Source organism: Christiangramia sp. OXR-203 (assembly GCF_034372165.1).
Lineage (GTDB): Bacteria > Bacteroidota > Bacteroidia > Flavobacteriales > Flavobacteriaceae > Christiangramia.
In genome coordinates, this window is sequence record NZ_CP139698.1 from 1,940,647 (window position 1) to 1,964,763 (window position 24,117).

The following is a 24,117-nucleotide window of genomic DNA, read 5'->3' on the forward strand; positions in this document are numbered from 1 at the left end:
TTGCGTGGACGGGAAATCCGTATAAATTTGTAAACCAGTTTAACAGAATGTTTAACCAACAATTAATTTAAAATTCAAATTATGAACAAAACAGATTTAATCGACGCAATGGCTGAGAATGCTGGAATTTCTAAGGCAGCAGCTAAAAAAGCATTGGAATCTTTTCTAGAAAACGTTGAAAAATCTCTTAAAAAAGGAGATAGAGTATCATTAGTAGGATTTGGATCTTGGTCTGTATCTAAAAGAGCTGCTCGTGAAGGAAGAAACCCACAAACCGGAAAAACTATCAAGATCGCTGCTAAAAACGTAGTGAAATTTAAAGCCGGAGCTGATTTACAAAAAGCTGTGAACTAATAATTTGCATTGTAAATATCATAAGCCTTCCCCAGGGAAGGCTTTTTTTTATCTAAAAATTTTAGATAAGTATTGCATTTTTAACAGAAAAAATATAGTTTAGTTCTAAAGACTGCTACTAATGATTGCGTTGAAACCAACCAAAGGCCATCTTCTCGTTGCAGAACCATCCATAATTGGAGATGTCTCTTTTAATCGCTCGGTGGTTCTACTTGCTGACCATTCCGAAAACGGATCGGTAGGATTCATCCTGAACAAGATTCTTGATTTCACACTTAAAGATCTTATCCCTGAAATTAAAGGGAACTTTGATGTCTATAATGGAGGTCCTGTAGAACAGGACAACCTGTATTTTATTCATAAGATCCCCGATCTTATACCTGATAGTATTGAGATCGCTCATGGAATATATTGGGGTGGTAATTTCGAAGCTGTGATGGAACTTATTTCTAAAGATCTAATTTCAGATAAGCAAATTAAATTCTTCCTGGGATATTCTGGATGGGATGCTCAGCAGCTGGATGACGAGTTAAATTCTCATTCGTGGGTGGTCACTGCAAATGAGGACAACAAGGACCTTCTTGAAAAGCCCTACTCCTCTTTCTGGAAGGATAAAATGCTGGAATTAGGTGGAGAATATATGTTATGGTCCAACTCACCAGAGAACCCTTCTTACAACTAATTAGCCTAACCTCGCTTTTACATTTAACTTACTAAGCAGGTTTTTAGCTACAACTGAGTCGTAGTGTTTTTTACGATATTTCGAAACTGGCTGAATACCAACCGCAATATTAGTAATAAAGAGCTCATCAGCTTTTTGTAATTCGAAAGGCGAAATTGAAGCTTCTTCTAATTCGTAATCTTCAGTTTTCTTGATGATCTCAAGTAGTTGTTTTCGAATAATTCCGTTTAAAACACCATCTGTAAGTGGAGGCGTTTTAATTTTGGAACCTGAAACTAGAAATAAATTACCATTCAGAGCTTCCACTACGCTCTTTTTCTCATTAAGAAGCAAACAGTTGTGGTAATCATTTTCTTTAGCAAAGATGCTTCCCAAAACATTTACCGCACGGTTATTCGATTTGATCGTTGATAAAAGTCCGCTACCCACATAATGATCTTTAAATAATTCGATCTCGTAATCTTCTGTATTTAAAAGATAGAACGAGTTCTCCATCTCTATTACCGTCATCACGTAAGCGATATCCCTGGTTGCAGGCGTGTAAAAACCACCTTCTTCGCGATAAACAGCAAATCGTACTCTTGCAGCTTTTTCTCTAAGATCATTTTCAGCAACGATGCTCAGAATTTCTTTCTCCAGGAATTCTGGTGAGAAACTGGATGGGATCTCCATTCTCATAATTCGCATAGAAGCCATCAACCTGAAATAATGATCTTCCCAGAACATTATTTTTCCATTAATAACTCTAATAGTTTCGAAAACTGAATCTCCGTAAGCAAACCCCCTGTTGAGAACTGAAAGATTAGCTTCTGAATCCTGAACTATATTGCCATTTAAATTGATCATAAAAAAACCCCGTTTAAAACGGGGCAAAGGTACTATTATCTTGAGACTTTTCTAGGCCGAACCTAATATCTGTTTTAGATCTGAAACCATATTTTCCCATAACATTTTTCCTTCATCGATCTCGTCCTCTTCAGCAAAATCTGTGATCATCAGGGAAACATCTTTAGTAATATCATCCACTTGTATTCTTAATTCAAAAAAATATGGAGAATCTTCATCTTCAACCCACTTGAACTTAATGCGTTCATCGCTTTTCTTACTCATTAGTTTGGCTTTCTCCTCACTACCTTCCCAAATAAAAGTAAAAAATTCCCCACGGGAATTTACGTTATCTGCATACCACTCACTTAAACCTGAGGGAGTTGAAATATATTGATACAATAGCGAAGGAGAAGCTTGAATTGGAAACTCCATTTCGTATTTCGTCTTTTCTTCCATTCTAATTTAGTTAGTTTCGGGCAATATAGATATTAATTAGAAGGATTGAAAGAAATCAAAATAAATATTTTAGAAAATAAAGTTTGTGACAATACAAATTGTTTTTATATTTGCACCCGCATTAAGGAAATCATGCGAAGCCAGAAATAGCAGGGCTTCTGAAAGGTTCCTCTAAATGCAAAATTGATAAGGCGAGGTAGCTCAGTTGGTTAGAGCGTCGGATTCATAACCCGGAGGTCCCGAGTTCAAATCTCGGTCTCGCTACAAGTAAAATCAAGGCTTTCGAGAAATCGAGAGCCTTTTGTTTTTTCATCTAGTACAGAATAAGTACAGAATCTCATTTTTTTTAATAAATAAATAAGAGCCATATAGAAAATCTCGGTTTGATATCAATTGAAACGGAATTTTATATTTATTCCGGAAATTAACTCTAGAAAGTAACCATTAATTTTCCATCGTTAATAAGATTCAAAATTTTAGTAATTAAGATCCAATCTTGAATTACTGCCCATTACTTCCCTGGAATAGCTCAGCAAGCCTGAAACCTGATAGCTATGAAATACTTCCTCTTCCCTATCGTAAAAAGTTATCATATATATCCCTTAGAGATGCAGCTGTAAAAAATTCCTAAAAGTAAAGCAGTGAAGAAATGCGAAACGTTAGATTCTTGAAATGAAGAAATCACAAAAAAAATCAGGGTGCAAACATAGCCTATAACAATAAATTACACCCATTAATTAGAGTGTAAGAGCTTTTTAAAGAAAGGTGAATTACAAGTAATTGGAGCTATTATTTTAAGGCTATTAGGATAATTGTCTAAAAGGAGTCATCATTTAAAGGAATGCTATAAAGCATAGTAACTCATTTACACCGCTCTATTTTTCTTAAAATTCTCCGCTTGTTCAAATATTTCTTCATAAACTTCATCCCGTTCCACCGGCGGATAACCGTGTTCATCGAGTAATAAAATTAGCCCCACTTTTAAGGCAGATTTAATGTCGTTCCTTTTGCTCCAGTCCGGGAATTTCGCCTGTTCATCCACTAAATCTTTTATAGCTTTTGAAAGCTCGATGAGCTTATGTTCGGGATATTGAAAATCATACTTTACACAGAGCTCTCTTAAAATATCATAGAAAGCTTTTTCTTCAAAATCAATTCCTAACTTTTCCCCGGCCGAAAACTCCTTTTGTACCTGCCAGATTAGGTCTGTGAGCTGCTCTGCCATCTCTTCGTAGACCTCTCCGCGTAATACATCTCCTTTTCTCTCATTGTATCGGGAGACGAGGCCTTCCATCTTTTTAGAAAAATCTACTCCTTTTACCTTGTTCACTTTTTTAATCTCTCCAATAGCCCTGGCCAGTAACTGCTGTAAAAGTTTAATTTTAGTATTGGGCAATTTGATCTTATCAATTTTTGCCAGATAATCCTCATCAAATATATCCTGCTGACTATTGGTTTGATCACCCATTTTAAAGATCTCCTCCACGCCTTCACTTGCCAAAGCATTTCTGATCATTTCCCTTACTTTGGCATTCATCTGGGCGGTATCCGGTGCATTTCCCCTGGTGAGCTTAAAGATTATAGACTTTACAGCTAAGTAAAAATGAGTATAATCCCGTTCTTGTTGGGTTAATTTCTCACTTCCAGCACAAATATCATAGGCGGCTTTCAGGCGTTTCATCAAATCCATAAAACGTGTTTCCAGCTCCTGGGTTTGCTGTATGTATTCAACGGCCTGGTTAAGATTGTTTAGCTGGCTTAAAGGATCTCCATGGAAATAATCGGTACTATCGAATTTGTGAAAAATCCTGGCCAGTAAATCAAGGTGGTCCCTAACTATCTTCAGGGACTTTTCAATATCTTCGAAATTCTGACGCTCACCCTTATTATATTTGGCAAGAGCTAAGTTCATTTGTTTCTTAATACCAATATAATCTACTACCAGTCCTTTGTTTTTACCCTGGAACTTCCGGTTTACCCGGGAAATCGTCTGGATAAGGTTATGTTGCTGGATGGGCTTATCGATATAGATACTATCCAGAAACGGCACATCAAAACCTGTGAGCCACATATCGACGACAATGGCAATTTTAAAATTCGATTTCTCATTTTTAAATTGACGGTCCAGCTCTTTCCGGTACTCTTTTGTTCCTAAAAGATCATACATTTCTTTTGGATCGTCTTTTCCCCTTGTCATGATCATCTTTATCCGCTGAATAGGCTTGAGTTGCTTCCTGTCTTTTTCAGTTAAATCGGCACCTTCTTCTGCCTTTCTAACCTTTGCCCATTCCGGTCTTAATTCGATGATGTTCTTATAAAGCTCGTAAGCTATTTCACGACTGCTACAAACAAAAATTGCTTTTCCTTTTACGGTAGCACCTTCCTCTAGCCTTTTTTCATAATGATTGACAAAATCTTCTGCTATGGCCTGTAAACGATCCGGATCACTCAAAATGGCATTAATGTTAGCCGACTGCTTTTTACTCTCTTCTACCTGGTACTCATTCGCACCTTCTTCCTCAGCTACCCGGTAATATTCCTCAATTTTCTTTAATTCCCTGTTTTCAAGGGCCACTTTCGCTGCCCTTCCTTCATATACAATACGTACTGTAATTTCATCTATTACAGATTCTGTCATTGTATATTCATCTACCACCTTCCCAAATACATCTAAAGTAGCATCGATTGGCGTCCCGGTAAAACCTACAAAAGTAGCGTTAGGCAAAGAATCGTGAAGGTATTTAGCAAAGCCAAAAGTTTTCTGCACCCCTTTTTCTGTGATTTTTATTTTCTGGTCAAGATTGGTCTGGCTCCGGTGAGCCTCATCAGATATACAAATAACATTGCTTCTATTCGTAAGTAACTCGGTATCTTCTGTAAACTTATGTATAGTGGTAAGGAACACACCACCACTTTCCCTTCCTCTAATCCGTTTGCGTAAGTCTGCACGGCTTTCTGCACTTACGATAGCATCATCCCCAATAAAGGCCTTGGCATTGGTAAATTGCCCTGTAAGCTGATCATCCAAATCGGTTCGATCTGTAATCAAAATAATAGTAGGACTTTCAAAATGATCACTTTTCATTAAAAGCCGGGTTAGGAAAAGCATGGTATAACTTTTTCCGGAACCGGTTGCCCCAAAATAGGTGCCTCCTTTTCCGTTTCCGTTGGGTTTTTGGACTTTCTGAATATTTTCAAATAGAGCCCTTGCCGCATAATACTGGGGATAGCGGCACACGATCTTTTCATCCTTTTTTGAGCTATCCGGTAAATAAATAAAGTTTTTAATGATGTCCCGCAGCCTGTATTGATGCAACATTCCCTGGATAAGGGTGAACATACTATCAATACCGTCAACCTCTTTTGCCAATCCTGCGATCCTGCGCCAGGCATAAAAGAATTCATAAGGCGCAAAAAATGAACCTGCTTTGGTATTTACACCATCACTAATTACACAAAATGCATTGTACTTAAAAAGTTCAGGTATGTCCCTTTGGTAACGCACTGTTAATTGAATATAGGCGTCATAAATGGTGGTATTTTCCTGAATCGCCGTTTTGAATTCGAAAACAACTACCGGAATTCCATTAATAAAAAGAATCCCGTCAGGAATACGTTTTTGGGTTCCGGTAATTTCCAGCTGATTAACGAACTTATAAGTATTTTGGTTGTCTTCTGAATAATCAATTAAATAGATCCAGATATCTTTTTGGGAACGGTCTTCCCGCTTTAGCGAAAAACCATCAGAAAGCATTCGCATAAACTCCTTGTTGCTTTCATAAAGATCTGATGCCGGCAGAGTTTTGAGTTTGAGAATGATGGATTCCACTTCATTTTTCGTGATACCGTTGTTCCGGTTCCTCGTCAACAAAAATTCCCGAAGATCACTTTCAATGAGCACTTCATCTTCCTTTCGCGATATAGTGCCTCCTTTTTGGTGCTTATAACCTTCCTGTTCCAGCTGGTTGGCAAAAACACTTTCCAGTTGTGTTTCGGTAAATTTCATTCCTGTCTGGCTTTTCTTCCCTTCTCAGTTAACCTATACTTCTGTTTACTGCTTTTGGGTTTGTCTGGTATTGTTAATTCTACCAAACCCTCTTCTAAAGCGGGGTTTAAGTAATTGATTCTAAAATTTTTTCTATCCGCAAGCCCTAATGATTTTTGCAATTCGGTTCTACTTTCTTCGCCCTTAAAAACAATAAGAAGATCCCGTACTTGGGGGGTTACTTGCGGGGTAACTTGGGGGGAGACTTGCTGGGTATCCCTATAAACTTCATCTGCGGCAGGAAAAATCATTCGAAGGAAATTATCAGAAAAACGGAAACATTCTTTGTTGTACGATTCCAGTATTCTGGGAATTCCCGAACCTAATTGCTCTACCAGGTCCAGATCTTTATAAATACGCATCAGCTCCTTGTTCCGGGGAATTGAAAAGCCTTCAAAAAACTCATTTTTACTTAAGCCATCAGGTAAAGAACCTGCGGAAGTTATTTCGATTCGATCATTAAAGATTTCAAATTTTGGTGCTATTTCACGGGTATAGTCATTATGTACAAAAGCATTTATAATTGCTTCCCTAAGTGCAATAGCATTCCAAAGACGATGTTCCTTTCGTTCTTTGTGAGTGATTTGTGTGATCGTCCTGTTTTCCAGACTTATTTTATCCAGTACACTCTTAGTAGCTTTCACAAGGGAACAATAACCGTATTCGTTGCTTTCCATTAAATCTACTCGCGTGTCACCCTTATATTTTGCGACCTTTACGGAAAGGTTATTTTCATCGGCCAGCAAATAAGCTGCGTAATTCAAATCACCATCGGTGGTTGTAAGCTCTAAATTCTTCCTGAACTGTTTATTAAGGGGTTTTTGTTTTTCCTGGTAATAAATATGAAGCTGCTCAAAGTTTAGATCCTGGCGATGGGCTTTTATTTTCCCTATGGAATTCCGGGTACGAGAGGCAAAAAGTTCTTCAATTTGTTTCTGCGACATGGGTTCTGCAGCAGAACCCAGGCGTATAAAACAGCCTTTTTCACTCATCCCGTATTTTTTGAGATGGTATGGTTTCTCAGAACCGCTGGCTACAATAATCTTTAAAATTTCTTTCCCATCCCTTTCTTCGCTTACAATATCAAACAGTCCGAGGGCTGAAGGACGAATATTATTCTTTAAGCGGTCTTTTATTTTTAACTGGTTGCTATCGGCATCCTGAACGCCAACTGTCCTACCTTCTTTATCTATGCCTATATAAATTATGCCACCTTCTCTGTAATTCAAAAAAGCCACAACTTCTTTCTCCAGTCCTTCGGAAAGTTCACGCTTATATTCTATACGATTGGTTTCGGACATTTTTTATTTTCTAAATGTTGTAACTTGAATATGGTCTTTTTTTTCTTTGATTTTAGATATTTTGCCTTCTTGTTTTAAATACTGAAAAAAACTGAGTAGAAGGGCAGTGTTTTTAAAGTATGGCATAGGACCTTTTTCATTTAATTGCTTATAATCTCCCCCTAAAGAACTTAAAAAGGATGTTATAAATTCTTTATCAAAGGGAGTAAGATTGTTCATGAAAAGCTCAATTTTCTCATTAGTCTTTAATGCAGATTTTATTAGAATTGAAGAAATATTTGAATCGGACAATTTTAGTTCTTTGTGTTTTAAGGCCATTTTTCCTATTAAAGAAAGTGCCTTCTGATCCGAAATAGCGTTATCGGCTTCGAATTTTTCTATTAATTTTATTTTATGAGAATCAGTTAACATAGAATTTCCCAGGATTTCCGCCAAATCTGATTCTGATAGAACTATTTCTGAATATATTTTAAAGAACTCTGAAATATTCAGGATAATAAAAATGAGATGTATGGGAGAAAAACTTGATCTTAGTTTGTTATAATTTTCTTGATTAAATGATAATTTTAGCTCATTTACTAATGCTTCTACTTTTTTAAACGATAAGCTTTCAAAGCTTAACTCTTTAAATGCTAGTGGTACTGTTTTTAGATAAGAAATATATAATTCATCGAGAATCTTATTATTTAACAAGAAATCACGTCTGAAACTTAAAAGTTCCTTATCTGTTGGAATAGAGTCTTTTACTAGGTTTTTAGTAATTTTTGGATTATTTAGGAAACCAGTAAGTGTTTCCGAAAATTTATTTTCATTTTCTTGATACTTAAAGATTACATTTTTCCATGTTGGTTCTATCTTTAAATTCTCAATTAAAAAATCACTCAACTCCTTAGAATCTTCTAATTCAGAAAGGGAAGGCAATAAAGTTTCAGTTTGATTTATTATACTTTCTTTACTTGTCTTTTTGATGTTTGAATTGTTTAGTAACTTTAGTAGATAGGCCTGTTTTTCTTTGAAGTTATCTTTGAGCTTTAAATAAACCGCATTTATGTACTCCTCTATATTCTTTTCTACATATTCAATTAATCTATCACAACCAGACAATTTAATGGCTGCATAATTACTGTGATTAAAATCCTCCTCTCTATATTCACCAAATTCCTTGATCATTATCCTAAACATAGGAGGATTGATTTCATAGTTATTCATAGAATATATGTATTCCCTTATTTCCTTACGGGATTCATCCCATTTTAAGGAGTTGAATTTGAGGTCAAACTCATCTATGATTTCAATCTGTCTCTTCGAATCACTAACTATTGATAAAAAATCCGATTTTGCATTTAGTACAGCTTCTAGTTGGGAGGTCGAAGCAATGTTTTCAATATCCTCAATTTCAGCATTGTTTAGAATAAGGGAGAGATAATTTGATTTTTCACCGTCCGTAAGCGAGCTATCTTCTTCGATAAATTTCCAAATACCTATCCAACTTTTGCATAAAGTTTTTATGAGTACCCCCGAATTTTTATCCTCTTTGATATAAGAGTAAATAAATTTGACAGAATCATTTGATTCGTTTGACAGCTGCTTAAAAAATAATTCCTTTTTCAAGGGAAATTTTTTACTCTTTAAAAACTGGTCTAGAAGACTATAATTTAAAACAAATCTCCTTTCAAATTCTGATTCACTTATTTTTTTAATAACATTCTCTACTTCATCCAGTTTATAATCAAATTTACTATCCATTTCATTCCTTACATTCATCAAAAACCAGTGATCTCTTTCAGTAATACTTCCCGGATAGAAATAGGAAATATAATTAAGATAATCTTCAGCTATATAGCCATTACGAATTAATAGAATGATCAACTGTTCCTGTTTGGAAGGTTGTGAAGACAAAGAAATTTTTTTGTTCTTTAAAAGATATTTTATCTTGGCATTTTTAATTCTTCTATTTTCTTCCTCATTCTGCTTTAACCTAACTCTAATATCTTTAACCCTCCCGGCATTTTTGTTTTCAATTTCAGTTTTTCTATCCGAGTAAGACTTATCCGGATCAAGACGTGATTCTACAGCAGAAAATTTAAAATTGAATTCTCTATTATATTGATTTTCTCTATAGCTTATAGATCCATTTTTTAAATTCTCAAAATTTTCATCTTCTAACATTTGTTCCACGGAGTAATTTTTATTCGCAATACGGAAATGTGAAAGGTTGTTAGCATTTTTCATATATTCCATAAGGTAAATGCGCCTCAATTCCTCCAAATTTTTAGGAAGAACCCTTTCTAAATTGTCTAACTCCATTTTTAATCTAGAATTCTCTTCTTCAATTTTCCGACTAGCATCATTTATCCAACTCAACTTATTCTCTACAAGGTTTTTATAAAGAATACCTTGATTTTTACCTAGCATAACAAAATCTTCGGGATAAATATTCTTATAAACGATTATTGCAAAAAGTTTATTCTGATATTTTTCACCTTGAAATTTTTGAAAGTAAATATGGAATTCGTTTACAATATTGTAAAGAAGCCGCATATCATCTACATAAAAAGCGACCTGATCTATCAATTCTGTGGATAAAGAATACTCAAATTTTTCTAATGCCCGGGTTAATTGTTCATTGGAATTAGAGTAGTTGATAACTGGTATAACGGGAATTATAAAGTCGAAAAATTTAGTCCGGTCTTTGTCCTTAAACATTTCATCGCGTATAGCATAAATAAAAGTTACGGTACGATTAATCGATTTTGAATTATTTATTAGAAGATTTATTTCTCGAAGTTTTGTGAAAATTTCTGTTTGCTCAAAACGGTCCAGATCCTCAATAATTACAACATTATATTCTGTTACTTCAAAAAAATATAAAATTTCATCCAGATGATTGTTGAGGATAGATTTGTCTATTTTATCAGCCACCTGGATTTCAAGATTCTGGAAATTTAATTTACTAATCGTGAGTTTTTGAGAAAATCCTACCACAGCACGTAGGAAGTAAAATGAAAGAACTAAACCTCCAATAGCCAACAAACCCTGTATAGTATATGCGAACCATATTTTTGGTTCTGGCAAATTAATTAGGGTTCTAAGGAAATGGAAATTAAAAAAAGTGTACAATACAGAGATAAGTCCGAATAATAACCAAGTTGTTTCCTGAACTTCCTGGGGATTCAAACTTCTTATTTTCTTGAACCTGGAATCGGGTATATTATCGTATTCTTCATGATAAAAGATTTGTTGAAGAATGCTTAATTCTACTAATCGAAGCTGATCATTTTTTGAAAGTATGTTACTATTTATATCTTCACTTCTTAAATGTGCATATTTATCAGTGTCATTCTTTTTCTCTTCTTTAAAGGTCGCCAATGAAATATTTAAAAATTTTAAGTTTTCATTTTTATTGGTTTCCTCAAAAGTTTTTAAAATGCTGCTTTTACCGGAACCATAGGTTCCAGATAGCGCAATATTTTTAATATCTTTTTCTTTCCGATTAGAAATAGCCCATTCCAAGGAATTGCAATAGAATTTATGATTGTCAGGATCACTAACAGGAGAAAGGGAGTTAAAAGGGATATTTTGTTTCTGATCCTTATTCTCCGGATTCTTTTGTAAATTTTTACTCATAGGCAAGAGATGTTTTTTCTTTTTCTACTCTTGCCATTTTGGAAAGAAGAAGAGCACGTAAAAGCCTTAGTTTTTCGTTTTGATTGGCTATTCCCCACATTACTTTATACAATGCTTTAACTTTGCTTCCATATAAACTAATAAGATTGATTTTTGGAAAAATTACATTTGTATACTCGAAATCTTTAGTCACCAATGCCTGAAAAGTAGCTCCTGTAGCTTCTGTTTTTAGTTTCTCAATTAAGTTTTTGCACAGTTGATGAACAAAATAGTTATTTATATTTTTACCCGTCATAGCATAGCAAGTTTGATTCATCGCCATTGGAACCCCTGCTATAGCTATTCCTCCAATTGTTGCTCCTCTAGCAGTTAAAAAAATTGTATTGATAGGGTATAACTTACTACTACATTTTTTCAGTCCAGAGTTGGAAATATGCTTAACAGTTTTTAAAACGAAATATTCGTTTAATAGATCACCAGGAGTATAAAATGGAATATCTCCCCTCCAATATTCAGGAACAGAAGTTTTAGGGGTTCCTCCTCCATCTATATTTACTATTTCCGTAAAAGACACACACTCCCATCCTTCTGGTATTTCCTTATCCAGTTCCTCATTATAAACCATTTTTCCACCGGAAGATTTATAAGGATTCCCCTCTTCATTCGGGAATTCAAAAGCAACAAACCAATTTTTATACAAAGCCTGCGCAGTTTCTTCCAGCTTTTGGTTTATTTCCTCATTTAATTTAATACGGTTTTTAACCACATTATATTCCCTTACAATTTCGCGCTGTTTTTCTATCGAAGGAATTGGGAGTTCAAAAGCTAAGAAATCTTCCCATTCCAGGCTTCCTCGTACACCACCAACAGCGTGAAAAGTAGCTTGCCTGTCAAATTCAGACCGGGAAAACCACATCATTAAATATTGTGGCAGTAAAACTTCGGTATCTTTAATTTCAAATACCGGATAAGCCTGAGAAATAATAGCTTCCTCTATATCTTCAAGCAATGCCACAGGCATTTTACCATCTCTCCTTACCTGCATAATACTACAGGCAAATTGATTTTTACGGATGATTTTATAGTTGCGCATATTTGTCCCAACCGTATTTGCCACAGAGGGAATAAATTCTTTTGATATGCTTAAGCCTAAAAGTGTTGGGACATTTAATTCCTTATTCCGCTCATCAACTAATTGTATGTAATCTCCAATAGGTTTATAGTTTGATTGCATACCCAAGCTCTTTAAAAACGTCCAACAATTCCTTTTTAGATTGTTCTTCCTGTTGTAATAGATCAGTTAGTTCGCTTTGTAAGCCTGCCATTTTTGAATCAAAATCAATATTTTCATCCCGGTTTACAAATTCAATGTATTTGCTGGGTACCAGGGAAAAATCCTTCTTTTCAATAGCTGCTTTGGTGGCACTGTAGCAATATTCCGGGATATCTTTATAATCTGTATTTTCCTGTTGCCAATCGTGATATGTTTTTGCAATATCCTGGATGTGCTTCGGGTTAAACTGGATGAATTTCTTTTCAAATGGCTCGCCGATCTGCCGTAAATCCATAAACAGCACTTCTTCCTGCCGATCCCGGTAATTGCGTTCCTCATCACCAATAGAACGTGAATGTGCGGTTTTATTCCTATTCAGGATCCAAACGGTTACACTTATGTTAGTGGTATAAAACATATTTTGTGGTAAAATCACTATAGCTTCCACCAGGTTGTTTTCCACCAACTTTCTCCTAATTTTATATTCTTCACCACTACCGGAAAGAGCTCCATTTGCCAGAATAAAACCGGCAACGCCATCATCTGATAGTTTGGAGACCATATTAAGAATCCAACCATAATTTGCGTTGCTTTTTGGAGGCACTTCATAACCCTGCCAGCGAGGATCATCAATTAATTCCTGCGGCCCACGCCAGTCCTTTTGATTAAAGGGCGGGTTAGCCATAATATAATCTGCTTTCAAATCTTTATGCTGATCATTGCTAAAGGTATCGGCCGCTTTTTCACCCAGATTAGCAGATATCCCCCGAATGGCAAGGTTCATTTTTGCCAGTTTGTAAGTAGTATTGGTGTACTCCTGTCCGTAAATTGAAATTTCCCGTTTGCTCCCGTGGTGGCTTTCAATAAACTTGATAGACTGCACGAACATTCCACCTGAACCACAAGCCGGGTCATAAATTATTCCTTTATAGGGTTCTATCATTTCGGCAATAAGATTTACAATACTCTTTGGTGTATAGAATTCTCCCTTTCCTTTTCCTTCCGCCAAAGCGAATTTGGACAAAAAGTATTCATATACACGCCCCACGATATCCTGGGATTTGTCTTTTTGAGTATCTATTTTATTAATGGTGTCCAAAAGAGACGATAATTTACTTTTGTCCAGTCCTAAGCGGGAAAAATAATTGTCCGGCAATGCACCCTTTAGAGATGGGTTGTTCTTTTCGATCTGGTTTAACGCGGTATCAATCTTTAGCGCAATATCGTCTTGCTTCGCATTTTTAATAAGATAGTTCCATCGAGAAGTCTCTGCTAAGAAAAAGACGTTCTTCATATTGTAGAAGTCTTTCATTTCAAGGTACTTTTCTTTGCCTTCGGCAACAAGTTCCTCACGGCGCACTTCAAATTTATCACTGGCAAATTTCAGGAAGATAAGCCCGAGCACCACATGTTTGTATTCTGAAGGTTCGATGGAGCCACGTAATTTATTCGCAGCATCCCACAGGCTTTCTTCAATAGATTTTTCTTTGGTAGTTTTCTTTTTTGCCATTATTAAGATTCGGGTATGTAGTAAATAATTATGCTTCCGAGGTAGGGTAGAGTAGCTGGAGCAATTTAGTAAAAATCTTTCTAATGTTAAAGGATTCTAAAGATGAGAAAATGAGTATTTGAATTGCCAAATATTGTTTGTTCGACATACGATTGATAGGTTAAAGTAGTAAGGACATCGACTTGTACACTTAACTGTTTTCTTTCCTGGTTCCCAAAAATTAAATTTTTTATCAATACATTATTTGCGATCACAAGTCTTATATACGCAATTTAATGGTTATTTTCCACTCCGATTTAGCGGGATAAAGCAAATTAATTGTAGTCAAATAACTCTGTAACTGAAACCTCTAAAACTATTGCCAGGGCTATTAATGTTTCAAAAGTAGGATTAGCCTCCCCCCTCTCTATTTCACCTATAGTTTTTTTAGATAAAAGGCCCCTTCGATCACTCAGCTCTTGCTGTGAAATATTTCTATTTGGATATTCAAGACTAACAATTCTTTCTCTTAATGACCTTATATGCTTGCCAAATCTTATTTTATGTTCACTGAATTTTAAGGTATTCTCAATCATACTATAAAATTCTAGGTTAAAAACAAAGATTATGGTAACCTATAAGGTACCATAAAATAATTTTTATTATATTTGGTTCATTATAATATATTTGCGAAACTTCTTTAAGTAAAATATTAGAAGCATTCGCTTTGAATCTCGAATCGAAAACTGGTAATTTTTAGTACACGAGATGATAGGTGAAGTGCTCACGACCCGGGCGTGGGCTCACTTATTGTGTACAAGGTATACCAGTACCGCGATTCGATAAGTTGAGCTTTCACGCCTTTTTTGTATTTAGGTATTTTCTGCTCAATTATTTTTAAAGCATTTGTTTCTTCACTTAAAAAATCGTCGCTACGAATTAACCCTACATTTTAAACAAAGGTCAAAGCGGCCGGCATTCCTGTGGAGTGTTTTTATCAAGCTTGTTTACGGGAACAGGAAAACCTTATAAATAATCCCGTGGGTTGTTATTACCTCATATAGGTAATGGCAGTTGGGTGGGAAGTCTGCTATTCTTAATAGAAAAGTAGACGGGCAAACTCGGCTTAAGGTCAGATGGCCTTTAGTTATTATACGGCAACCTTTTTTTGCGCCAATTTTACAGATTGTTTTAGCCAATAAAAAAATGCATATGGAAAAAAGAAAAGTGAACACTCGTTTTGACGGGTAAAAGCAAAAAAGCCTTCCCTTGAGATTGCAGTCGTACAGGGAAGGCCTAAGCTTTAATAAAACAAATGTTTCATTTAACTAATGTAAAATTATGAAAAATTTTTACAAGCGGGGCATGCTTATCATCATGTTCCTCTTAGCCATGGCCTTATTGGTCATGTTGGCGATGGGTCAAGCCAAAGCGGCAACACCCTCAACTCCTATTTATTTTTACCAACAGGAAATTACTGGCAAAGTCTCAGAGCCCAAAGGGGAACCATTAGAAGGCGTAACTGTTTTTATTAAAAATAAACGAGTTGGTGAGGTTACCGCAGCAGACGGATCTTATGCTATCCAGGCTAGCCAAGGGGACACCCTGATATTCTCATTTATAGGTTTTAAATCAAAGGAGATTGCAGTTGGTAATCAATCTACCATAAATGTTGTCCTAAAGGAAGATATTGCCTCCTTAAACGAAGTGCTTATCAATGCCGGATACTATACCGTAAAAAGACGTGAACGAACCGGTAACATCTCCCGTGTCACGGCTGAGGAAATAGAAAAACAGCCAGTGATAAGTCCATTACAAGCATTACAAGGAAGAATGGCGGGTGTACAGATCACCTCTGGAGGAACCAATCCGGGAGCGGCTTCCACCATACAGATTAGGGGAGTTAATAGTCTAAGGAGTGAAGGTAATTATCCTTTATATATTATTGATGGGGTACCAATTAGTTCTATTCCCGTAGAAAGTAATTCTCTTCTAGGAAATTCGGGTCTTGACCCTTTAAATAACCTAAACCCTGCAAATATTGAAAGTATTGAGGTTCTTAAAGATGCCGATGCCACAGCTATTTACGGTTCTCGTGGAGCCAACGGGGTGGTTCTTATCACTACAAAAACTGGCTTAAAGTCTAGTAAAGGACTTGAGATGAGGGCCTATACCGGCATATCTTATGTACCTGGAAAAATGGATTTGCTTGAAACACCGCGATATCTTGAATTAAGAAAAGCAGCTTATGATAATGACGGTATTGAACCTAATGCCAGCAATGCCTATGATCTTTTGGTATGGGATCAGCAACGTTATACGGACTGGCAGGAATATGCATTTGGTAAAAATGCAGAGGTAACTAATGCTAACCTAGCCTTTACTGGAGGAAAAGACCTAACCTCATTTAGAGTAGGCGGCTCTTGGTTTAGCCAGGGCACCGTATATCCCGGTGATTATAATTATCGCAAGCTTACCGGTAATTTAAGTCTAAACCACTCCTCCCAGAACAGAAAATTAAATTTACAGGTTTCCCTGAATTATGGCCTTGATAAGAACCAACTTACCGGAGATCTCAATGTTGGTGCCTTAAATTTTCTACCTCCTAATGCACCGGCCTTATTGAATGATGATGACTCCCTGAACTGGACCGAATGGGCTGAGGCCGGTATAAAGAATCCTCTGGAAGGCTTTTTTAATAGTAATGACATCCAGACAAATAATTTTATCACGAATGCAGGTATTTCTTATGAAATTGCAAAAGGCTTAACTCTGAAATCGAGTCTTGGATACACACGGTATGACAGTGACGAATTCTGGAAGTTGCCCGCACGGTCATATAACCCGGCGGGTAATCCCATAAACCGATCAGTACATCTAAACTCCGTTAGGAAATCATGGATTGTAGAACCTCAGTTGGTTTACAATGTCCGTTTTGGAAAGTTAAATATGGATCTACTACTGGGCGGTACCATTCAGGAAAATACCAGCTCACGTCAAAGTCTGCAAGGTATAGGTTATGCTTCTGAGGCTCTTATTGGCAATCTGGCGGCCGCAGAGAGTATATTGAATGCACAAAACTCCACGGTTGAGTATAGATATGCTGCGCTATTCTCACGATTGGGATTGAATTGGGATAAAAAATATTATCTCAACCTAACCGGCCGAAGGGACGGATCCAGCAGGTTCGGACCTAATAAACGCTTTGCCAATTTCGGAGCTATTGGGACAGCCTGGATCTTCTCTGAAGAAAGTTTTATGAAAGATCATCTCAACTTTCTCTCCTTAGGTAAACTTCGCGCAAGTTACGGCAGCACGGGGAATGACCAAATTGGTGATTATGGATACCTCGACGCTTATGGAGCTACCAGAGGACCAGGAGGTCTTTTTCCTACCGGATTGGCCAATCCCGATTATTCCTGGGAGATTAATAAAAAATTGGAAGTGGGACTGGAGTTGGCTTTTTGGAATAACCGGGTCAGTTTAGAAGGAAGCTGGTATCAAAACCGTTCCTCCAATCAGCTGGTAGGATATACGCTTCCTGCAATCACTGGTTTCGGATCTGTCCAGGCCAATTTACCTGCAACAGTCGAGAACCGGGGAACTGAGATAGAATTTAGTAGTATTAATATTGATAATTTGAATTTCAAATGGCAGACTTCTTTGAATATAAGTTTTCCAAAAAATGAACTCGTGCGTTATCCAGGTATTGAGGAGTCTTCATACGCCAATACTTACCGCGTTGGTGAGCCTTTAAATATTTCGCTGAATTATAACTATACAGGGATAGATCCGGAAAGTGGTTATTATTCTTTCCAAGATGTGAATGGTGATAGCAGACTGGATTACCAGGACAGAATCATTGTAGAAGATCGAACCAGCGAATTCTTTGGCGGTTTAAACAATAGCCTTAGCTACCAAAATTTTCATTTACAGTTTTTATGGCAATTCGTCAGGCAAAATGGAAAACTGATATATTATAACGCAGGAAGGCCGGTAAATATCCTCTCAGGATATAATACCGATGACTTTCAACAGCCAACTCAGTCTTATCAGGGAGCCCTGGCTTATTCAAATGCTATTAACAGCTCACTCTTTACGAGTGACGGTTCTTTTCTCCGTTTAAAAACCCTCTCTCTGAGCTATGATCTTCCAAAGCAATTTCTTCAGCGTATAGGCATAAACAAATTTCAGTTGTTTTTTAACGGGCAAAACCTCTGGACAATCACGTCTTATAAGGGTATGGATCCTGAAAATTCTTATGACGGTAATTTTATAGGTAACCTGCGAAGCCTTACCGCAGGAGCTCAAGTAAACTTTTAAAACTATATAGTAATGAATATAAAAACATTAATAAACCGAACTCTTTTTTTATTGTTTTTGGCCAGTAATTACTCTTGTGAGAAACTGGTAGAGATCGATTCTCCTACCGATAAATTGGTAAGAGAAGAGGTGTTCAATAACGATCAAACAGCAATTAGCGCCATGGACGGTATCTATAATGAACTTTTCCAGGCTGATTTCTCAAGTGGTTCAAGATCGAGTGTTACCGTACTGGCAGGTTTATCGTCGGATAATGTTCAGTATCTCAATTCAGGAAATATCAATATGATGCAGTTCCAGGAGCATGAAATCGATCCAAGCAATCCGGGTAACTTACAACTATGGACCAGTGCTTATAATATCATCTATTTATGTAATTCTTTGATCGAAGGTTTAGAAAATTCTTCTTCCATTGATGCAGAGCTGCAGCAGCAGCTTGAAGGAGAAGCAAGGTTCGTTCGGGCTTTCAGTTATTTTCAATTGGTAAATCTCTATGGAGATGTACCGTTGATACTGAACACCGACTATCGGGAAAACGCATTAAAACCGAGAGTAGAAGTCGATGAAATCTACAATTTAATAGAAGAAGACCTACTGATTTCATCAGAAACTCTGAGTTCTTCATACAGAAATGGCGAAAGAACCAGCGTGAATAAGTTTGGGGCAAATGCTCTTCTGGCCAGGGTATATCTCTATCAGGAAGATTGGCAGAAAGCTGAAGATTATAGCAGCCAGGTAATTAATGAAACTGCTACTTACGAAATACTAGATAACCTGGATGATGTTTTTCTGGCAAATAGCCGGGAGGCCATATGGCAAATTTCTCCAATCGGGGGTGGCGGAATAGCCTCTAATACGAATGATGGTAGTATGTTTATTATCGATCCTTTCTTTTCTTTTTTTGCCACATTAAAATTAGATGCATCCATAATTCCTGAATTTAATGAAAGTGATATTCGCCGTCAGAATTGGGTTGGATACAATTCATCAAAAGATGCTTTCTTCAGTCATAAATATAAGATTGATGCCTGTTCAGAATTTCCCATTAAGGAATATTCTATGGTTTTACGTTTAGCTGAGCAATATCTAATTCGGGCAGAAGCAAGAGCAAATTTGGGTAAGATCAACGATGCACTAAATGATCTTGACGTGATTCGTAAGCGAGCGGGGTTACCTGCTTTAACGGAGATTACACCAGGTATAGCTGAGGAAGAATTAATGGAAAAGATATTTCTCCAGCGAAGGCTTGAACTATTTACAGAATGGGGACATCGCTGGTTTGATCTTATAAGAACCGACCGAACTACAAATGTTTTTGGGAATAACCCAACCTGGCAGAATACAGATATACTTTATCCAATTCCAGCCGAAGAAATTTCGAAGAACCCAAACTTAATTCAGAATGATGGCTATTAAAAAACATTATGCTTTTATCCTACTCTTTGGTTTTAGCACCTTCCTCTCCTATTCTCAAATTTTTCAGCAAAGTTTGTCTGAAAAAGCTATACCTCTGGATAGTACGGTGAGATTTGGAGTACTAGATAATGGTTTTACATACTATTTGAAGAATAATAACAATCCTAAAGGCGAAGTGGTTTTAAAAATGTTGTTGAAATCCGGAAGTTTCCATACCGACGAAGACCAGATTGAATATGCGCACCTTTTGGAACACGTAGCAGTAAAGGATCTTGAAAAGTTCAAAGATCTGGATGTAATCCTTACTGTAAATGGTATTCATCTTACAGCGTTTACGCGACGACTTTCTACCGGTTATACCCTACGAATACCTAACTATAATCAGGAGAAACTCAACCTTGGACTGAATGTTTTGAAACAATGGGCAGAAGGTATTGTAATTGATTCCTCCCGGCTGGATATGCATGCAGGAAGTATTCTTGGCGAAATGCGACCTAATGATACATACGCGAGCAATCTTTATGATAAAAAATTAAAAATCATTCTTAAAAATATAGAATTTCCGTTTAAAGATAGCAAGGAAAGTATTGAAAGTATAAAAACGCTGAATATTAATCGCTTAAGAAATTTTTATAAAGACTGGTATAGACCAAATCTACAAGCGGCAATTGTGGTAGGTCCTATCAACCTGGACAGCATAGAAAATGTCTTCCGTAATAAGTTCTCACGGTTATCGGGGCCAAAGATCGAAAGGGATCCTTCGTCAGCCATTAAAAAGTTCAATTATCAGTTAACCGGAAAAAATCAATATGAATCCATAAAGGATACCCTAAACACTAATTGGAGGTTAAATATAATTTCCAAAAGACCTAACCATGAGTTTAAAATTAAATCAGAGAAAGATTTTTATATAGCTGTCATTCAAAATTTATACGAACTCATAATAACAGAAAGAAACAGAAATTATTTAAGTCAATATAATCCAAAATTCTCGGGTAACGCAGTTAGTTACCACGGGAATGGAGCTGCCAGTAGTCAGGTTAGTATAGGGTTAATGAATATTGAACTGGGATCTGAACCCTCAAAAATAGGAATTAAGATTGCTGATGCGGTAGAAGCTGATAAAATCATTCATTCCAATTTTACCCTGGAAGAATTGAACGATGCTAAGGAGAAGCTCATATCAGCATGGAAGGACGAATCTTTAAGTTCTATCAATTTAGCAAATCAATATGAAAATCATTTTGTTTATCAGAATTCAGCACCTTCTGAAAACAGACTTAAAAATCTGCAAAAACTGCTACAGGAATTGACTCTTTCCGAGCTACAGAACTTTTCAGATAACCGAAAGAATTTACTCAAAGACACGGATTTTATTTTTATTAATGTTCCCGAGGCTTTCATTCCGGGAGAGAAAAAAATCGAAAGGATTATTTCAAAGGTATATAAGTCTAATACACCGGAAAATCATTCTCCAATTAACAAGATAGATGAGATTAAGGAAGTAATTAAGGTAGAAGATATATCCGAACTTAGTCTGAATGAAGACGTAATAGGTGTTACTACCCTAAATTTAAAAAATAATATTAAGGTATTATTCAAACCAACAGCCCCACAATCCTCACAATTCAAGAACCGGATTGAGTTTTTGGGCTTTCAACCTATACGGTTTGATGGTGATTCAATTAATTATGAACTTGAGTTATTAGCACATAATTATGCTACATTCACAGGTACCGATCACCATAATCATTTTCAGATAGAAGAATTTAAGCGTAATCATAATATGAAATTGAATTTTGGTTTCGATCATGCTAATTTTCTCATAGAGGCTCAGTTTTATAAAAAAAACTTACACGATTTTTTCAACCTATTATATCAGTATATTCAATCCCCTGAGGATCACGACCAGGCTTTTCAATATTGGAAAAAGAAAAGGATTCACCGAAAAAGTCCCTATGCGAATAAAGGAGGGTCTAATTTTTACAAGGAAGGAATAGAAACAATTTGGAACCCTTTGTATCCAAATCTTGACAAGATCTCCTACGATGATATTAATAAGAAAGCTTTAATGAAAGCTTACAAAGATCATTTCTCTAATTTCAACGAATATACTTTTATCGTTACTGGAGATTTCAAAACTAAGGAGTTGGTTAAAGAAATATCACTCTATCTGTCTGAGTTTCCAGTATCCGGTCGTAGAGAAGGAAAAAAAATTACTGAATGGAGTAACAGGAGTGAAAATATAAATGACACCTTAATATATCCCGGAATTGGTCAATCATTTTCTGAAATATTCTTGCCCATAAAAATAGAGCCAAGCATAAAGAATCAAGTGTTACTGAATCTTGTTAATACTGCCTTCTATGAAAGACTGGTAAAGGTTCTGCATGAGGATTGTTATGCACCAGGGGCTGGCGGACAATGGATCGATTTGAACGATAGTTTATATGCTTTTCACATTAGATTCAATAGTGAGCTTGGTAACGAACACAATATGTTTTTAAATTCAATGAATGAAATCAAAAAACTGAAGAAAGACGGGATTGATAATGAGTGGTTGGAAGCTCATATCAAACATGCGAGTCAACTTTTTAAATCCCGAATCAATTCTTTTGGATATTTCAATTTTTGGCCACAATTTTTAAAAAAAAGTCTGGAACAAGGGAGGAATTATGAAGAGTACATTTTACAATATACTGGAATATTGGAAAATTTTGTAACCCAGGAAGATGCAAATAAGGCTATTAATAACTATATTAAAACAGATAATTTACAGAAGTTTCTTGTATTGCCTGAATAAACCAGAAAGGGGAAAAATAAATAAAAGCCTACCGGCTAAATAACCGATAGGCTTTTTTATCAATTTCTATTGAAGAATTATTATGGTGCCATCACTTTGATCCTTTTTGGTAGACAGATCCATCTCGTCATAAAGATCATAGATCGGTCCACCGGCACCAAACTGAACTCGACAAACTTCGTTGCCACCGGTACAGTTTTGTTCAGGAACAGCTCTCCAGGTACCGTTATCATTCACATAGTCATTGGCAACAACTTCAGGTTGCTCTTCAATTTCGCTTCCCAAGTTTGTAAAGGACATGCCTAATACTACCAGAAGCGCCATAATCGGAATTAAAAATAACTTTTTCATAATATTAAAGTTTAAATTCACCTACTCTTTCAAGGATTTTCGGCTTCTCCTACTTTCTGCGCAAAAAGATTTTATAATTTCTTTCATTGGGTGTAAAAGCCAGCATGGTACTGAAAAGTAAAGAAGTAATAAAAATCTTAGTATTTCAATTTTTATAACTCTGGCATTTTACAATAGTAAATTTCACCAAATCCTGTCAAAGAAAATGGTTGCTAAAGCCGTTAAACTATTCTATTATAAAATCGACCGTTGATAATCCCTTCTATATTGAGAAGGTGTCTGCCCAAATTGTTTGCGGAAATTCTTGGAAAAATGAGAATGATCCTTAAAACCGCATTTTTGAGTAATTATGGAAATTGGTAATTCCGTAGTTCTAATCAAGAGTGCTCCTTTGTCAAGCCTTTTTTCCATATGAAACCTATGGATGGTAGTGCCATACATTTTTTTAAATCCTTCTTTGAGTTTCGTTTTATTAGTACGATGAATAAGACCTAATTCTCTAAGAGATGGAAGATCGGTATGAAGATTTTTAAGGATATAAAGACGTACTTGTTTCAGTAAAATTTTTGTTGCAGCGCTTTCCTTTTTTCCTGATTTTAATGAATGTCTTATACTACTTACTTTTCTCAGAGGTTCTTCACCATTCGTAAAACGAAAAGCTGTAATGACATATGCACAGGAGGGATCTACTCCCACCATCCTTTGAATAGTGCAAGGACATCTATGTAATCCTTTATTTTCAACAATGAAGTCAACAGGAATAAATTGCTGATACATTTTTCCAGTAGCTGAATCAAGTTCGTCCGTCAGCGCTTTCTCCGAGTTTTTTGAAAGAATTTCAGAAACCGGGCAGTCAAATTTGTCCTGATTCCATTTCAAAATTTCAGGAGTGTTGGAAGAATATGACGTGATGTAAAAATCCTTATCTAAAAAGATTGAAAATTGTATTTCCGGTTGCTTTATTTCCTGATTTGCTCCAAAACAAAAATTATATATTTCCTCTGACATCATATTCAGCAGTACGGTAACAGTATCAATGGGATCTCTTCTGCCGGAAGGCTCCTGACGAAACATGAAGTTACCACAGGCAATTTCTATGATTTGCTGATATAAAGAATTGAATCTCATTTTATCCTCATTGTTGAATGCATATTCCATAATTCTTATAT

15 protein-coding genes and 1 tRNA gene are annotated in these 24,117 nt (G+C 36.1%); 6 read left to right on the forward strand and 10 right to left on the reverse strand.

The features are described from left to right. Window positions 1–81: 81 nt before the first annotated feature. Together T8I65_RS08860 and T8I65_RS08865 are read left to right on the forward strand one after the other, a co-directional pair. Window positions 82–354: an HU family DNA-binding protein gene (locus tag T8I65_RS08860; RefSeq protein ID WP_006990442.1), complete on the forward strand. Its 273-nt coding sequence runs from the start codon at window positions 82–84 to the stop codon at window positions 352–354. Between the two features lie 121 nt (window positions 355–475). Then, window positions 476–1,036 carry a YqgE/AlgH family protein gene (locus T8I65_RS08865; protein ID WP_141877868.1) on the forward strand — a complete coding sequence of 187 codons (561 nt, stop codon included), beginning with the start codon at window positions 476–478 and terminating at the stop codon, window positions 1,034–1,036. Here T8I65_RS08865 and T8I65_RS08870 read toward each other — a convergent pair whose 3' ends face one another. Both T8I65_RS08870 and T8I65_RS08875 read right to left on the reverse strand, forming a co-directional pair. Continuing rightward, window positions 1,037–1,882, reverse strand: coding sequence for an aminotransferase class IV (locus T8I65_RS08870; RefSeq protein WP_322300353.1), 846 nt, complete (start codon window positions 1,880–1,882; stop codon window positions 1,037–1,039). Window positions 1,883–1,933: 51 nt separating this feature from the next. Beyond that, window positions 1,934–2,320 carry an START-like domain-containing protein gene (locus T8I65_RS08875; protein WP_141877870.1) on the reverse strand — a complete coding sequence of 129 codons (387 nt, stop codon included), beginning with the start codon at window positions 2,318–2,320 and terminating at the stop codon, window positions 1,934–1,936. A gap of 190 nt (window positions 2,321–2,510) precedes the next feature. Here T8I65_RS08875 and T8I65_RS08880 point away from each other — a divergent pair. After that, window positions 2,511–2,584: transfer RNA gene (locus T8I65_RS08880), tRNA-Met, on the forward strand. 601 nt (window positions 2,585–3,185) lie between these two features. On the opposite strand, the gene T8I65_RS08885 is transcribed toward T8I65_RS08880, so the two are convergent. The 6 genes from T8I65_RS08885 to T8I65_RS08910 form a co-directional block, all read right to left on the reverse strand. After that, entirely contained in the window at window positions 3,186–6,326 is a 3,141-nt protein-coding gene (locus tag T8I65_RS08885; RefSeq protein WP_322300354.1) for a type I restriction endonuclease subunit R, read from the reverse strand. Then, window positions 6,323–7,666: a Fic family protein gene (locus T8I65_RS08890; protein ID WP_322300355.1), complete on the reverse strand. Its 1,344-nt coding sequence runs from the start codon at window positions 7,664–7,666 to the stop codon at window positions 6,323–6,325. The genes T8I65_RS08885 and T8I65_RS08890 overlap by 4 nt, the downstream gene beginning before the upstream one ends. 3 nt (window positions 7,667–7,669) lie before the next feature. After that, complete coding sequence (locus T8I65_RS08895; RefSeq protein ID WP_322300356.1) at window positions 7,670–11,293, reverse strand: hypothetical protein; 3,624 nt, start codon at window positions 11,291–11,293, stop codon at window positions 7,670–7,672. Further along, window positions 11,286–12,527: a restriction endonuclease subunit S gene (locus tag T8I65_RS08900; protein ID WP_322300357.1), complete on the reverse strand. Its 1,242-nt coding sequence runs from the start codon at window positions 12,525–12,527 to the stop codon at window positions 11,286–11,288. The genes T8I65_RS08895 and T8I65_RS08900 overlap by 8 nt, the downstream gene beginning before the upstream one ends. After that, window positions 12,511–14,076 (reverse strand): class I SAM-dependent DNA methyltransferase, encoded by a 1,566-nt coding sequence (locus T8I65_RS08905; protein WP_322300358.1) that lies wholly within the window; start codon window positions 14,074–14,076, stop codon window positions 12,511–12,513. The genes T8I65_RS08900 and T8I65_RS08905 overlap by 17 nt, the downstream gene beginning before the upstream one ends. Window positions 14,077–14,390: 314 nt before the next feature. After that, the gene (locus T8I65_RS08910) at window positions 14,391–14,651 is read right to left on the reverse strand and encodes a helix-turn-helix domain-containing protein (RefSeq protein ID WP_089663738.1); all 261 of its coding nucleotides are present in this window, start codon (window positions 14,649–14,651) and stop codon (window positions 14,391–14,393) included. Window positions 14,652–15,396: 745 nt separating this feature from the next. Between T8I65_RS08910 and T8I65_RS08915 the strand changes: the two genes are divergently transcribed. Genes T8I65_RS08915 through T8I65_RS08925 form a run of 3 tightly spaced genes read left to right on the forward strand, consistent with a single transcriptional unit; the run spans window position 15,397 to window position 22,597 of the window. Next, window positions 15,397–18,378 (forward strand): SusC/RagA family TonB-linked outer membrane protein, encoded by a 2,982-nt coding sequence (locus tag T8I65_RS08915; RefSeq protein ID WP_322300359.1) that lies wholly within the window; start codon window positions 15,397–15,399, stop codon window positions 18,376–18,378. A 12-nt stretch (window positions 18,379–18,390) separates the two neighbouring features. Beyond that, entirely contained in the window at window positions 18,391–19,794 is a 1,404-nt protein-coding gene (locus T8I65_RS08920; RefSeq protein ID WP_322300360.1) for a RagB/SusD family nutrient uptake outer membrane protein, read from the forward strand. Continuing rightward, the gene (locus tag T8I65_RS08925; protein ID WP_322300361.1) at window positions 19,781–22,597 is read left to right on the forward strand and encodes a M16 family metallopeptidase; all 2,817 of its coding nucleotides are present in this window, start codon (window positions 19,781–19,783) and stop codon (window positions 22,595–22,597) included. Before T8I65_RS08920 ends, T8I65_RS08925 begins: the two co-directional genes overlap by 14 nt. A gap of 66 nt (window positions 22,598–22,663) precedes the next feature. Here the strand turns inward: T8I65_RS08925 and T8I65_RS08930 are convergent, their stop codons facing one another. Both T8I65_RS08930 and T8I65_RS08935 read right to left on the reverse strand, forming a co-directional pair. Further along, window positions 22,664–22,948, reverse strand: coding sequence for a DUF6520 family protein (locus tag T8I65_RS08930; RefSeq protein ID WP_322300362.1), 285 nt, complete (start codon window positions 22,946–22,948; stop codon window positions 22,664–22,666). Between the two features lie 234 nt (window positions 22,949–23,182). Then, window positions 23,183–24,106 carry an AraC family transcriptional regulator gene (locus tag T8I65_RS08935; RefSeq protein WP_322300363.1) on the reverse strand — a complete coding sequence of 308 codons (924 nt, stop codon included), beginning with the start codon at window positions 24,104–24,106 and terminating at the stop codon, window positions 23,183–23,185. Window positions 24,107–24,117 lie beyond the last annotated feature (11 nt).

What these genes read in the sequence shown, in the direction of transcription:
- T8I65_RS08860 (WP_006990442.1), top strand. Translation starts at nt 82, where the DNA reads ATGAACAAAACAGATTTAATCGACGCAATGGCTGAGAATGCTGGAATT.
- T8I65_RS08865 (WP_141877868.1), top strand. Translation starts at nt 476, where the DNA reads ATGATTGCGTTGAAACCAACCAAAGGCCATCTTCTCGTTGCAGAACCA.
- T8I65_RS08870 (WP_322300353.1), bottom strand. Translation starts at nt 1,882, where the DNA reads ATGATCAATTTAAATGGCAATATAGTTCAGGATTCAGAAGCTAATCTT.
- T8I65_RS08875 (WP_141877870.1), bottom strand. Translation starts at nt 2,320, where the DNA reads ATGGAAGAAAAGACGAAATACGAAATGGAGTTTCCAATTCAAGCTTCT.
- T8I65_RS08885 (WP_322300354.1), bottom strand. Translation starts at nt 6,326, where the DNA reads ATGAAATTTACCGAAACACAACTGGAAAGTGTTTTTGCCAACCAGCTG.
- T8I65_RS08890 (WP_322300355.1), bottom strand. Translation starts at nt 7,666, where the DNA reads ATGTCCGAAACCAATCGTATAGAATATAAGCGTGAACTTTCCGAAGGA.
- T8I65_RS08895 (WP_322300356.1), bottom strand. Translation starts at nt 11,293, where the DNA reads ATGAGTAAAAATTTACAAAAGAATCCGGAGAATAAGGATCAGAAACAA.
- T8I65_RS08900 (WP_322300357.1), bottom strand. Translation starts at nt 12,527, where the DNA reads ATGCAATCAAACTATAAACCTATTGGAGATTACATACAATTAGTTGAT.
- T8I65_RS08905 (WP_322300358.1), bottom strand. Translation starts at nt 14,076, where the DNA reads ATGGCAAAAAAGAAAACTACCAAAGAAAAATCTATTGAAGAAAGCCTG.
- T8I65_RS08910 (WP_089663738.1), bottom strand. Translation starts at nt 14,651, where the DNA reads ATGATTGAGAATACCTTAAAATTCAGTGAACATAAAATAAGATTTGGC.
- T8I65_RS08915 (WP_322300359.1), top strand. Translation starts at nt 15,397, where the DNA reads ATGAAAAATTTTTACAAGCGGGGCATGCTTATCATCATGTTCCTCTTA.
- T8I65_RS08920 (WP_322300360.1), top strand. Translation starts at nt 18,391, where the DNA reads ATGAATATAAAAACATTAATAAACCGAACTCTTTTTTTATTGTTTTTG.
- T8I65_RS08925 (WP_322300361.1), top strand. Translation starts at nt 19,781, where the DNA reads ATGATGGCTATTAAAAAACATTATGCTTTTATCCTACTCTTTGGTTTT.
- T8I65_RS08930 (WP_322300362.1), bottom strand. Translation starts at nt 22,948, where the DNA reads ATGAAAAAGTTATTTTTAATTCCGATTATGGCGCTTCTGGTAGTATTA.
- T8I65_RS08935 (WP_322300363.1), bottom strand. Translation starts at nt 24,106, where the DNA reads ATGGAATATGCATTCAACAATGAGGATAAAATGAGATTCAATTCTTTA.